Source organism: Photobacterium sp. WH24 (genome assembly GCF_019204055.1).
Classification (GTDB): domain Bacteria; phylum Pseudomonadota; class Gammaproteobacteria; order Enterobacterales; family Vibrionaceae; genus Photobacterium; species Photobacterium arenosum.
In genome coordinates this window covers 1-12825 of sequence record NZ_JAGSOZ010000031.1, presented here as the reverse complement: position 1 = coordinate 12825, position 12825 = coordinate 1, and the positions used below count along the sequence as shown (strand labels likewise).

12 protein-coding genes and 1 pseudogene are annotated in these 12825 nt (G+C 48.5%); 10 read left to right on the top strand and 3 right to left on the bottom strand.

What is annotated here, in order from left to right; translation table 11 throughout:
* The coding region (locus KCG43_RS20940; RefSeq protein WP_218387374.1) for a DJ-1/PfpI family protein at positions 1–410 on the top strand (410 nt) is incomplete at its 5' end.
* 88 nt (positions 411–498) lie between these two features.
* A pseudogene (locus KCG43_RS20935) lies at positions 499–1007 on the top strand (GNAT family N-acetyltransferase).
* 70 nt (positions 1008–1077) lie between these two features.
* Here the strand turns inward: KCG43_RS20935 and KCG43_RS20930 are convergent.
* Together KCG43_RS20930 and KCG43_RS20925 are read right to left on the bottom strand one after the other, a co-directional pair.
* On the bottom strand, positions 1078–2946 hold the full coding sequence (locus KCG43_RS20930) for a methyl-accepting chemotaxis protein (protein ID WP_218387372.1): 1869 nt from the start codon (positions 2944–2946) through the stop codon (positions 1078–1080).
* A 211-nt stretch (positions 2947–3157) separates the two neighbouring features.
* The gene (locus KCG43_RS20925; protein ID WP_218387370.1) at positions 3158–4261 is read right to left on the bottom strand and encodes a phosphoribosylaminoimidazolesuccinocarboxamide synthase; all 1104 of its coding nucleotides are present in this window, start codon (positions 4259–4261) and stop codon (positions 3158–3160) included.
* A gap of 287 nt (positions 4262–4548) precedes the next feature.
* On the opposite strand from KCG43_RS20925, the gene KCG43_RS20920 reads away from it, so the two are divergent.
* The gene (locus KCG43_RS20920; RefSeq protein ID WP_218387368.1) at positions 4549–6909 is read left to right on the top strand and encodes an ATP-dependent helicase; all 2361 of its coding nucleotides are present in this window, start codon (positions 4549–4551) and stop codon (positions 6907–6909) included.
* An 8-nt stretch (positions 6910–6917) separates the two neighbouring features.
* Here KCG43_RS20920 and KCG43_RS20915 read toward each other — a convergent pair whose 3' ends face one another.
* Positions 6918–7442, bottom strand: a complete 525-nt coding sequence (locus tag KCG43_RS20915) for a TetR/AcrR family transcriptional regulator (protein WP_218387366.1) — start codon at positions 7440–7442, stop codon at positions 6918–6920.
* 165 nt (positions 7443–7607) lie between these two features.
* Here KCG43_RS20915 and KCG43_RS20910 point away from each other — a divergent pair, with 165 nt between their 5' ends.
* The 7 genes from KCG43_RS20910 to KCG43_RS20875 all read left to right on the top strand — a co-directional run.
* Positions 7608–7835 carry a hypothetical protein gene (locus KCG43_RS20910; protein ID WP_218387357.1) on the top strand — a complete coding sequence of 76 codons (228 nt, stop codon included), beginning with the start codon at positions 7608–7610 and terminating at the stop codon, positions 7833–7835.
* Positions 7836–7963: 128 nt separating this feature from the next.
* Complete coding sequence (locus tag KCG43_RS20905; RefSeq protein ID WP_218387355.1) at positions 7964–8347, top strand: hypothetical protein; 384 nt, start codon at positions 7964–7966, stop codon at positions 8345–8347.
* A 261-nt stretch (positions 8348–8608) separates the two neighbouring features.
* Positions 8609–9181 carry an O-methyltransferase gene (locus tag KCG43_RS20900; protein WP_218387353.1) on the top strand — a complete coding sequence of 191 codons (573 nt, stop codon included), beginning with the start codon at positions 8609–8611 and terminating at the stop codon, positions 9179–9181.
* 28 nt (positions 9182–9209) lie between these two features.
* A complete protein-coding gene (locus KCG43_RS20895; RefSeq protein ID WP_192016755.1) occupies positions 9210–10100 on the top strand; it encodes an EamA family transporter in 891 nt (296 codons plus the stop codon).
* A gap of 1217 nt (positions 10101–11317) precedes the next feature.
* Positions 11318–11800, top strand: a complete 483-nt coding sequence (locus KCG43_RS20885) for a GNAT family N-acetyltransferase (protein ID WP_218387377.1) — start codon at positions 11318–11320, stop codon at positions 11798–11800.
* 40 nt (positions 11801–11840) lie between these two features.
* Complete coding sequence (locus KCG43_RS20880; RefSeq protein ID WP_218387346.1) at positions 11841–12239, top strand: ACT domain-containing protein; 399 nt, start codon at positions 11841–11843, stop codon at positions 12237–12239.
* A gap of 11 nt (positions 12240–12250) precedes the next feature.
* On the top strand, positions 12251–12825 hold a 575-nt coding region (locus KCG43_RS20875; protein WP_218387344.1), incomplete at its 3' end, for an aminoglycoside phosphotransferase family protein.

Genomic DNA, 12825 nt, shown 5'->3' with positions numbered 1-12825 from the left:
ATGTTGTGTTATTCAGCAGCGGTTACAAAGGGGTTCCGGCGGCGTTAAATGATAATGAATTTATGGCATCGCTTAAGCTGGATCCTCAAAGCCAACTTATTGGGTCAATTTGTGCTGGTGCGTTTATTCTGGCCAAGCTGGGGCTGCTGGATGGCATTAAGGCAACGACTCATCCGGATGCAAAATCAGCGCTTGAGGCTGAAGGTATTCATGTCCTGGATAAGGCGCTGGTAGTACATGGAAACCTTGCCACAGCAGGTGGGTGCTTGTCGCAATTGTACCTTACAGGCTGGTTGGCAGAGCGTTTGTATGGTGTGGATAAGCGTCGGGAAATTCATCGGCAGCTTATTCCTGCAGGCCAGTCAGAAACGTTTGAGACATTAATTAGCCGTACACTTTCAGAAGCATAACTAATCTGAGGGATGGATGCGCTGTCTTCAACATTGTGAAAATGGATGATTATTGAATCTTAAGGCAGTCTTTAAGAGGTGATTCAGGATGAATTTAGAAACACAACAATTAACATTAGAGCCCATCGCTGAAACGGACTGGCCGCTTTTTAAGGCGCTTCATACGATACCGGCCGTAATCGAAAAGTGTTTTGATACGCCATCTGACGACGAATTAGAGAAAAAATTTCATGCGCGTCTTCAGGCGTGGACACCTGAAAGCGGAGCATGGTTAACCCTGGTTATCAAAGAAAAATCATCAGGTGACAAAGTCGCATCACTGGTTTTTTTGTTGATCAAGGTATTGCGGAAATGGGTTATCTGCTGATGCCTGAATTTTACGGCAAAGGCTATGGCACAGAATCCCTGCATGCAGTGATTCACTGGGCGGAAGAAAAATTAGGACTTAACTTGTTCAGAGCTGTGGTAACAGAAGGTAATGTCGCTTCAGAACGAGTGCTGGAAAAGTGTGGTTTCAGGTTACAGAAGAAAATTCCCGAAGCGTATGAAATTGGCGGTGAGCTGTACGCGGATCATGTTTATCAGCGAGCGTCATAGGTTTTGTCTCAGAAAACCTGGTTAATGAAAAGAAAGCCGCCAGACAATGAGCCTGGCGGCAATGAAGGGATTACACAGTAAACTGCTTCATCAGTTCATTTTGTTCGCGTACGTTCTTTATCTGGGTTTCCATTGCCACACTGGTTTCATTGGCGGTTTCAGCAACCTGAACCGACAAGTCCTTTATATTGATGGTATTGCCATTGATATCCTCAGCAACCAGGCTCTGTTCCTCTGCTGCTGAAGCTATCTGTATGTTCATATCGTTGATCTGTTGGATGGCCTCACGGATACGAGACAGTGCTTCATCGGCTTCCTGTGCGGTAGCGACGGTTTCGCTGGCCGTGTTTTTACTCAGCGCCATGGTGCTGGTGGCTGAGCTGGCACCTGCCTGAAGTTGCTCAATCATCTGACGTATTTCTGTCGTCGATTGCTGAGTACGTTGTGCCAGTGTGCGCACTTCATCGGCAACGACCGCAAAGCCACGGCCGGAATCCCCAGCCCTTGCGGCTTCAATGGCAGCATTCAGTGCCAGCAGGTTCGTCTGGTCGGCAATGTCATTGATCACCTGCAGAATTCGCTCGATATTGCCCGTGGCGGATTCCAGTTCTTTGACGACATCGACTGCCTGATCAATTTGATCAGACAAATCATGAATCGACACAGATGTCCGGGAAACGATATTACCGCCTTCCTGTGCAGCCAGCTCTGCCGCTGATGCTGCAGACGCAGCACTGTGTGCATTGTCTGCCACGTTAGCCGATGTTGAAGCCATTTCATTCATGGCTGTTGCCAGCAGTTCAAGCTGTTGCAGCTGGCTGTTCATGGCCTCGGATGAACGATTCGCTCCCTGAGCCGTCAGCTCAGTGCCTTGCATAATGTCGTTGCTCAGCGCTTGCGAGCGTATGATCTGTTGCTGCATACGTTCAGTGAATTTATTAAAACTTTGCGCCAGAGACGCAAATTCTGGCTCGGTATTGGTGCTCAGACGCTGGGTCAGATCGGCTTGTCCGGTGGCTATGTTTTTCATGGCCTGATTGATGACATCCAAAGGACGCATCAGGCGTTTGACCATTAAAAAGACGGCGATGAAGCCGACAATGATGAACAGCAGAGAATAAATAATGGCGTTGTTTTTAATTTGATCAACAGCGGCAAACGCCACATCATTTTTCAGGACCGCACCAATATACAGTGTCTGTCCTTGTACTTTATGGAAGCTGATATTGACGGATTCATTATCGAGCACCGTATCTAACGGCTGCTCTGAGATTTGTATACCGGGATAAGCTTTCGACAGCAGCTTACCGTTAACGTCTTTGTCAGGGTGCGCGATGATGACATCATTATCAGAGACTAAAAAGAGATAACCGGCATTGAACAAAGAAGCCTGGTTAATCAGATTAGCAATTTTACTCATGCTGACGTCAAAGAAGATCGCACCTGTAAACTGGCCGTTGTCTTTAACCGGCGCTGCGAAAGAGACCAGAATTTCGTTTGTGACCGAATCCCGGTATGGCGATGTAATAATCATATGCCCGGCTTCTTTTGCCTGGGTATACCAGGGGCGAGCACGGGGATCCCAGCCTGGTGCAGGCTTCCAGGACGGATCGCTGATGATGAAAGAGCCGTCTTTTTCGAACCCGATGCCGGTTAGCTCAAAGGTGTTTTTGAGCACAGGCTGGCTGATAATCTGGCGAATGCTATCAGGAGATAAATTTTGCTCGACGATCCCAGCGGTGATATTGGCTAATTTCGTCCGGCTGGCTATCTCTGTGACTAAGGTTTGATTCACGCCGGAAACGATTTCATCAATGCTGTTGTTTACCAGCTTATGCACATCATCCCTGGTGTGAACGTACTGGATGCCGGAAAGCAGAACTAAAGCGGCGAACAGTATTGCCGACGAAGTGGCAACGATTTTGTGGCTAAACTTCATGGAGTCCCTCAACTACTGTAATTGCTATTATTGTTCCTCCATTGTCGGTGCAGGCTTAAAAAGTCTTAACAGCAAAAATATGTAATTGTGATGAGTGATAAATATTAGGAATGATTTTGTGAGGAATAATACATTCCTGTTCCGAATATTAAACCAGGACTCAATGAAAAAGGGCAGCAATACGCTGCCCTGATATTCCATTAAGGGAATATTAGTCGATCAAACCATACTCATTGCGTAGCACAGTAATGATTTCTTCTTTCGGATTACCGCTGAGCTCAATTTTCTTACCTGTGACTTTCTCTGCAATGCCGGTGTAAATGCGGGAAACCTGCATCAGTACATCTTCAGGCAGTGCATTGTCACGGGCCAGTGCTTCACGCTCATCCATGCGTTCTTTGTTCAGGAGAATGTCCGGGTCAGGGAAGTGGTTCAGCAGTAACTGACGAAAATCTTCTTTAGAGTTTTCGACAATTTTGCCTTCGCGGTATGACGGGCCATCCCAGATGCGGGATGAATCCGGTGTGCCGACTTCATCCATGTAGATCATCTTTTCCTGACCTTGTGCATCGGTGACATAACCGAACTCAAATTTCGTATCGACAAACATCTGGTCAAGTTGCGCCAGCGCGTCGCTGATAACGCCAAACCCTTCTTTCAGCAGCACTTCGTAGTGATCAACATCTTCAGGCTGGCTGAAATTGAACGCCTGATAATTGTTGAGCAAGTCGTTGCGCGTCACATTCACGTCATCGACAGCAGGCACGCCCGGAATGTCGTGCAGAATTCCTTTGGTGGAAGGGGTAATCAGAACTTCTGGCAGTTTCTGATCTTTGGTCAGGCCATCAGGAACCTGGATGCCGCAAAATTCGCGGTCGCCATTTGCATAGGCACGCCACATGGATCCAGTGATGTACTGGCGGCAGATGGCTTCTACTTTGATGGGGCGGGCTTTCTGAACTATCCAGATAAATGGGTGAGGGATATCCAGAATATGGCTGTCTGCCAGGCCTTTCTCGCGGAACAGGTGGAACCAGTGGTTGGAAATCGCATTCAGTGCCGCGCCTTTACCCGGTACACCTTTCAGGCCACCTTCACCATGCCAGATGCAGTCGAACGCAGAAATACGATCGCTGATAACCATGATTGCCAAAGGCGCATCCGGGCGAACATTGTAGCCTTTCTCTTTAATCAGCCGGCGGCTGTCAGCCTCAGTCAGCCAGTATACGGAGCGGACTTTACCGCTGTGAACCGGCTGGTCGGTACGGATTGGGAGATCATCATTTACAGCAAGAACTTGATCAGCAAGGCTCATGGTGAAGTTCCTATTTCAAGAGTCAATTCGATGAGAATCGCTGTTTGGGGTGTCGCCCAATCAGCGCATATCCTGTTGGCGAGGCAGATGATAGCAGAAGTGTTTTCGCCTTTCAGCAAAAAAGCAAACGTTTGCCTTGATGTTTCTCTGAGTGGCGCTAAATGCAACAGTACCGCCATTTAGCCTGAATTTTCAGCGGTAATCGCAAAAGGCTGACAGGTGTTAGTGCGACGGGCGGAACTGTGGCAAAATCACTGTCCTTTCAGACCAACAGGTAAAAACGGTACATGATGCATTTTACATCCGAGCAGCAGGGTTTTATTCAGCATCGCGAGGGAAATGCCTTATGTATTGCCGGTGCGGGGACGGGTAAAACGACGACCCTTGTCGGCCTGATTCAGGCTCAGCTCGACATGCGACCGGCCAGCGAGATGCTGGTATTGATGTTTAACAGCGATATACGCCGCGATTTTCAGCAAAAACTCCACCAATCAGGCATCACCCAGTCTGTACCTGTTCATACCTTCCACAGCTTCTGTCTGCGGGTGTTGAATCAGTCGGGTTACCTGGCTGAAAGCGGATACCGTGTTGATTTCAACCCTGGCGAAAACGACAAAAGTCTGGCTAAACAAGTGCTGCGACAAATGGCGGGGAAAGAGACGACTTACAGTAAACAGCAGCATTTGAAAGAGCCGAAAACCCTTGAACTGTTGCTCAGTTTTGTCGGTCTGGTGAAAGCGCATATGTTGCCGCCTCATGAAGTGTTTGCCATGGCGGGCATCAACAATGACTATCGCTTTATTCTGGATGCCTACACAGCCTTTGAACACTTGCGGCAGGCGCAGAAGTTACTGTTTTTTGATGACTGGCTGGTGACTGTCGTGTCACTGTTTGAACAAAATGCCTTACTGCGTGCGCACTGTCAGCAACAGTGTCGATTACTGGTGGTTGATGAATTTCAGGATATCAACAATGCGCAATACCGTTTATTGAAGCAGTTGCTTGGGCCTGACTGTCAGCTAATTGCCGTGGGCGATGTGGATCAGTGCATTTACACCTGGCGGGGCAGTGCGCCGCAGTTCATGCTGAATTTTGAACGTGACTTTGCCCCCGCGCAGGTCTATTCGCTGTCACAGACTTTTCGTTTCGGCCATAGTCTGGCGCTGGCCGCCAGCCATCTGATTGCGCATAACCAGGCTCGCTTTTCAGATTTCCTGACCGTGCCTGCAGACAATATCCCTGATACTCAGGTTAACCTGATAGGCTCTCCCCGACAGGTGGGGGAAATTGTCAGTGCGGTACAGGCGTATATTGAACAGGGTGGTCAGCCGGACGATATCGCCATTCTGGTAAGGCGCTGGTCTCAGACCCTGCTGTTTGAATTGGCGTTTCTCAGCAAACAGATTCCGTACCACATGCCCGTACCTTCAGTGCTGGCAAACAGCCGTGAAGTGCGTTTACTGATGGAGGTCATGACCCTGGCCATTGGGCGATTTGCCCAGTTAAATGATCAGGACAGATCCGCACTGCTGTTCAGCCTGCTGTCATTCCCCCATTGTTACGTACCCAATAAAGCGCTCAGACCTTTATGTGATCAGCTGGTGAAAATACCGGATAGCCGCTGGGTTGGTTTTGCTGAGCGACATGCCCAGGTGAACCCCAATCTGAAACTGGATAACCTGATTGAACGCCTTGAGCTTTTTACCCGGTTACAGCGCAAGGGCGGGCAGAAAGCATTTGATGTGTTTGAGCAGTATCGGCGGGAAAGCGGTCTGGACAGCTGGATATGGAAAACCGAAGCCACAGCCAGTGAGATAGAAGAAGCGATAGACAGGCTGGATGCGGTATCGACCGTGCTGGAGTCTATGGATCAACGCTGCGAAAAAGCCTTACAGTATTTTGAGTTCTACACGGCGCAATCCCGCGATACCGGTCAGGGACAGGCAGATCAGAAGCCGCGTTCGGCCAGCGTGCAAGTCACCACTATATTCCGGGCAAAAGGGTGCGAATATCAGCGTGTATTCCTGCCGTTCTGGGATAAAGATGCCTTTCCCTATCGCAATCCGGCAGCTACAGACATGAAAACCGATAAGGAAGAAGAGCGGCGGTTGGCTTATGTCGCTTTAACGCGGGCGAAAGCGTTTTCGGCTGTGTATTACACCGATTCGGAAAAGAAAGGCAAACGTAATGCCAGTACCTTCGTTCGGGAAGCTGCCATTGAGCAGGCCAAAACCATTGGGCCAGCCCTGTATCAGAACGGGCCACTCCCCGCTGCACCATCCCCGGTGACGGAAAGGTATTACGAACGTGTCGGCCGGGCCGCGGATGCAGAGCAAGCTAGAATCCATAGCACGCCACACAAAACGCTATCCAGGGCAAATAACCCTAGCCTTAACCATGCCAAGGCCAGTCAGGCCAATCATGTCAGCTCTGCTGCTTACAGCTACCTGTGGGCCATTGAGCAGCCTTTGCCTGATAACGCCGAGAAGGTGATTCGTTCCTTGATCCGAACCAAAAATGCCCGTTACCTTGATGCAGAAATTACCCGCTTGTTACGTGATCTGGAAATGGCAGAGGACAGTAAAAAACCTGTGCTGGTTAAACGTTTGATTGCGGTGTCCCACGCGCGTCGGCAGGTGCTCAGATGAAGGCGTATTTACTGCAATACATCTAATTTCTTTTCTAATTGGTTCAGCATTAATGTCGCATCCGGCTTATCAGCATTCAATCCGGTGATCAGTGTCATAAAGTAGCAATCCATCATTACGGCAGCTCGGTGTTGATCGTAACTCGCTTCATGTGAAAACAAGCGCTGGCGGAAGGCTTCCAGCTGCTTTTCAAACTCTTCCTGTTGCCAAATCAACACCCGAAATAACTCTTTGCTGAAATCCGCTTCCAGACAATAAAACGCGTAAAGGTAACCGGCAAAGTGCATGAGTTTCTCTTTGGGGCAGCTCTCGGGGCAATCAGAATTTGCTTCCGTTAAGACATGATCAATTTGCTGACTAAAACCGGCTTTCAGTAAATCCAGTTTTGTCGGAAAGTGGCTAAATACCGTTCCGGCCGCTACCTCAGCGTGTTCAGCAATATGCCGTGTCGTTGTGTCTTGATAACCGTTCTCGCGAAATAATTGCCAGGCGGCTTCCTGAATTCGTCGTTTCGTTTGTTCTCTTTTCATCATTTCTTGCTGCTTTGCTGCTTTGCTGATAGCTCGTTGCGGATGAGCAGCCATCATACCGTAATTGGTAAGCGGACTTCATCTTGAATGTTGAAAATTGAGCGCGCTCAACTTAATATAAATGAGCGCGCTCAATTTTATGAAATGGAAAGATGGAGAAGTCGAATCATGAATAATTTACTTTTAATGAAAAGAGTAGTACTTCAGGTGTTGCGCTATGGGGTGTATTTGCCGTATCTGTTGTTTTACAGTTTTGTTCTCGGGCCGATTGTGGGCGGTATATTGATGATTGGGGGAGTGGCTGTGCTGTCATTGATCCTTGGCCCGAAGACGAGCTGGCTGGCATTGAAAAAGGCGTACCGAGAAGAGGAAGTAAGGGGATTGAGCACGCATTAAAACGCGAAAGCGATGTTGTGAGCAGTCTTAAGACTGGGCGTTTAGGTTACACACACTATTTTGCGTTTATGAATCTTTCCTGAACGGTCGCCATTTTATAGCGTCCAATGCAAAAGGAAGGGCTGACAATGCGATTTCAGTGGTTGCTGATCATACCGTTTTTCTGTTTGCTCACGGCCTGTTCTTCATCTCAGGTACATTGGCGGGATATTTCGCCAAATGCCGTGCAAGCAAACGCCGCCGAGGAGCCTCTGTCATTGTGCAGAGAGCTTTACAAGGATGAGGCCCAGATTTATCAGTGCGAAGTAGAGATGTCGGCACTGTTACGGGCAAGGCAGCAGTGCGAAAAAGATACCGATCCCCGCTACTGTGTGCTGATGGCGGAATACACCTGGCGTCATTACAAAGATCATGTGCTGGAGGATTCCCCGGATATCAAGCAGGCGGGAACTTATCCTGTGATGTGCGGGTACAAAGAAAATCGGATAGCGCCGTGCTCTCTGACAAAATAATGTTTAATACTCAGCATCATACAGTCGTCTCTTTATACTGATACATCAATCTGCCCAGTAACAGAAAGATGTTGAACGGTATAAGAATGGGTTACCAAACCCTATAAGTTGTGATGCTTGGCTGCCTTTGGCAGCCTTTTTTTTATGTCTGCTATACGCGGTTATAGTTGATGAAATGTGATGCCATTGATATGTTTTCATGTTCATATGATTGTTAGGCGGATGTTTGATCCGCACGAAATGATGAACGGGGAGCAATGGATGTCGTTAGCATTATTACTGGCTGAATTAGAGGCGTTAGGTGAACAAAATGACGCAACTGAATCAGACCGATCGAAAAAACTGCTGAATATTACCCGGGACACAGGTGAGTTCCTTTCTGTCATGGTGAAGGCGACACGTGCTGAAAAGGTACTGGAAATTGGCACGTCCAATGGTTACTCAACCCTTTGGCTGGCTTCGTCACTGCCCGCTGCAGGCAAAGTGGTAACTGTTGAAAAACAGACAGATAAAATCACAATGGCGACTGAAAACTTCGTACGGGCCGGACTACAGGATCGTATCGAACAGGTTCAGGCAGATGCCCGCGAATTCATACAAAGCACAGATCTGAGCTTCGATTTTATTTTTCTCGACGCCGATCGTTCAGCTTACATGGATTATATTGACTTGCTCCTAAGTAAACTCTCAACGGGTGGGGTATTAGTGTGTGACAATGCAATTTCACATCGTCATGAACTTGAAGCCTTTACCGACTATCTGTGCCGCCAGGAAGGGTTAACGACCTGTCTGCTGCCCGTCGGCAAAGGTGAGTTTGTCGTGTATAAAGCATGAACGCGAAGCTCGAAGAAGGAACGGGGAAATGAAATCAAGGGACATGGTTCTTGCGCTGCTGGTTGTCGTTATTTGGGGTGTCAACTTTTCTGTCATTAAGATAGGGCTGGAAACACTGCCGCCGATATTATTTTCTGCATTACGATTTGCTGTGGTGGCTGTCCCGGCTGTGTTTTTCATCCCCTTCCCGAAAACGTCCGTATGGAACGTGCTGGGTGTCGGCGTATTTCTGGGTGTGCTGAAATTTGGCTTACTGTTTATCGCCATGAAAGCGGATGCTTCAGCCGGCTTATCATCCCTGATATTGCAAGCTCAGGTGTTTTTCACTATTGGTTTGAGTGTCTTACTGTATAAAGAAATGGTCAGTCGGTATCAGGCACTCGGCATCCTGGTTGCCGTGGCAGGTTTTGGGCTGTTTTTTCTCGAAGCCGACGGCAACATTACTGCCATGGGCCTGGTGATGATTCTGGCGGCCGCTTTTTGCTGGGCAATTGCCAACACCATTATGAAGCGGATGCAAGGGGTTAATTTGCTTCACTTTATGGTATGGGTCAGTCTGGTTCCTCCGCTGCCTTTGCTGCTAATCTCGTACTTCACAGAAACGGCACAGCCACTGGACGTCCTGCTCGCTGCCACTTCGGACACATGGCTGGCACTGCTTTACGTGAGCTATATTTCAACGTTGCTGGCTTTTGCATTATGGGGGCATTTACTGAAAAGCTATCCCGCAGCCACAGTGACGCCTTTTGCTTTGCTTATTCCCGTCGTCGGGATGTTCACATCCACACTGGTACTGAACGAGCGCATGACTGAAACAGAAATGGCAGGCGCAGGACTGATTTTTCTCGGTTTGACATGCTGTATTTTAGGGGGGCGACTGATGCAGGCAAAAATTCGTGCTGCCCGGCAGCAGGCATAAAACCCAATGGCAACGAACAAATGTTAATAATACTTGCTCTCCATATATGAATGACAACGGCCCTGCGGGGCCGTTTTTCTTGCGAGATGCACTCCATAAGTTTCTATGGCAGAACGCTTTGATTGAAAAACATGATATAGAAAGCTCATCTTGAATGAAATCAAAGGCATATGCGTTCATGAAATGGGTCAGTCTATTGTTATACGTTTGTATATTAACCGGTTGTTCAAGTATCGCGTCGAGAGTTGGCTCGGGTTACCAGGTCGGGCAGCCTTACGGTGGCCTTGATTATGCTGTAGACAATGCAGACTGTAATGTTTATGCGCTTCTGGCATTCCCACCTATCATTATTGTCACTATTCCACTTTCTGTTGCAGATATAGTAACGTCGGCTGCTTTAGATACCGCTTTATTGCCGTTCGATCTCATCCTGGAAGATAATGGCAATAATAAAACCAGTTTCTGTCGGATGTCCTGGCGATGAGAGCACGCGATCTGGGTATTTGGCACGTATCCGGCCCGATGCATCGGCAGGCAGGTGTTCAATACTGTTCAGGCAATAAATCCACAAGGAGAAATTGTCAGCCGATATAGGAAGATGTATTCTTTCCAGCCCTGTAAGCAGATATCAGTGCCGGTTAGCCGGGTAAGGTCCGTTGTTTGGTGTCGCCGGGATGGAGATACACTACATCAGGCTGGCAGTACAACATAATTGATTAAACTGGAGCTGGATTTGGACCGAGTTCGTCGTTCCAGAGCGCGCGCTGTGCTTGGGTTGGGATAAATTTTGAAGAGTTACCGTGATCATGACGTGATTTTTTCGCAATATCAGGGTGATAACTCGCCATATTGAGTTCGATTGGATACTCTTAAGGTATAAGGCCTTGCGGCATCATGCCGTAAGCCAACGGAATTATAATAAGAAACTGAACAATGGTTCCTTGAGTGCGGGGCTTCACAGCCCCGATTTTTTTCGCTTCAGATTACTTCATCTTTACCTTCTCTGACGTCAAACACATCAGCCTGATTCCTCAAATCATTTAAATATTTCACCCTGCATCACAGAGGCAAAGCCGCGCTTTTCCGTAAACGGCCATCGACGCGATTGTCTTTACCATCTATTGTTTTTGCGTGTCTGTTTACGTTATACCATTGCATGACAGCCAGAGGTTTTCATCGTAAATTCAGTCAATAACAGGAAAGGGAACACAGACATGCTGATACGTGAAATGGATGCCGCCGATTTCGAACAGTTCTGGCCAGCGTTCAGATGCATTATTCAGGCGCAGGAAACCTACGCCTTTGAGCCGGAGATGAGCCGAGAACAAGCTTTTACCTTGTGGGGCGAGTTGCCGCTGAAGACATTTGTATGCGTGCAAGACGGCACAGTGCTGGGCTCTTATTATCTCAAAGCCAATGCAATGGGGCCGGGAAACCATGTTTGTAATTGCGGCTATATGGTAACGCCGGCAGCGCGGGGCAAAGGCGTAGCACGTGCCATGTGCGAGCATTCACAACAAGTGGCGCTTGAGCAAGGGTTCAGTGCGATGCAGTTTAACTCAGTGGTATCGACCAATGACGTTGCCGTGAAACTCTGGCAGAAGCTGGGTTTTGAGATAATCGGCACCTTACCGGACGCCTACCGGCACAAAAATAAAGGCTTGGTCGATTGCTACGTGATGTACAAACAGCTTACTTAACTATTGATCACAGAGCATGATGACAGGGCAGGGAGGGAATATGTCAGGAATTATGGATTTAAAACGGCTTCTGCAAACCATGTCGCCGTTAACGCGGGAAGAAGATTATGTATTTTGTACGGTCAACGGGGATATTACCGAGTATCTGCAGTATGCCCCCCTGGCCACATTTCAGGAGCAGGAAGGCTTAACGTTGGTGGTCACGGCGCAGGCGGCTGAAAAGGCAGCCATGAAGTATGAATCGACCTTTCGCTGTATCACACTGACGGTACATTCCAGCCTCGAAGCCGTGGGGCTGACGGCAGCGGTGTCAACCGCGTTGGCAAAGCATGGCATCAGTGCCAATGTGATTGCCGCGTTTTATCACGATCATGTCTTTGTACCGGCGGACAAAGCGGACCTGGCTTTGCAGGTGCTGACTGATCTGACAAATCAATAAGAAGGATGACCATGGAAACGCTTTCCGGAGGCAGAAGTACAGGGATTTACCGCCAGGGTGAAACGGTTGTCAGGCCAATACAGGAGTGGTCTGCGACGGTTCACCGCTTGTTACGTTATCTGCACCAACAGGGGTTTCATGCCTGTCCTGAAGTGATTGGGATGGATACGGGATCTGAGGTGCTGAGTTTTGTCGAAGGCGATACGTACAATTATCCGCTTGAAGGGGCGATAGCCTCAGAAGAGGCATTGATCAGCGCAGCCAGATTGCTGCGGCAATTGCATGATGTCTCGCAGGGTTTCCTGAATAATGTGAATCTGGCGGAGACGGTTTGGATGTTGCCAGCCAGAGAGCCGGCCGAAGTCATCTGTCATGGTGATTTCACCCCTTACAACGTGGCCCTGAGCGGAAATGAAGTCGTGGGCGTGTTTGATTTCGATACTGCCCATCCGGCCCCCCGATTATGGGATATTGCGTATTCTGTCTATTGCTGGTCGCCTTTCAAAACCGATCCCATTGATAAGATGGGTACGCTCAACACACAAATAGCCCGCGCCAGATTATTCTGTGACAGTTACTGCGTCTC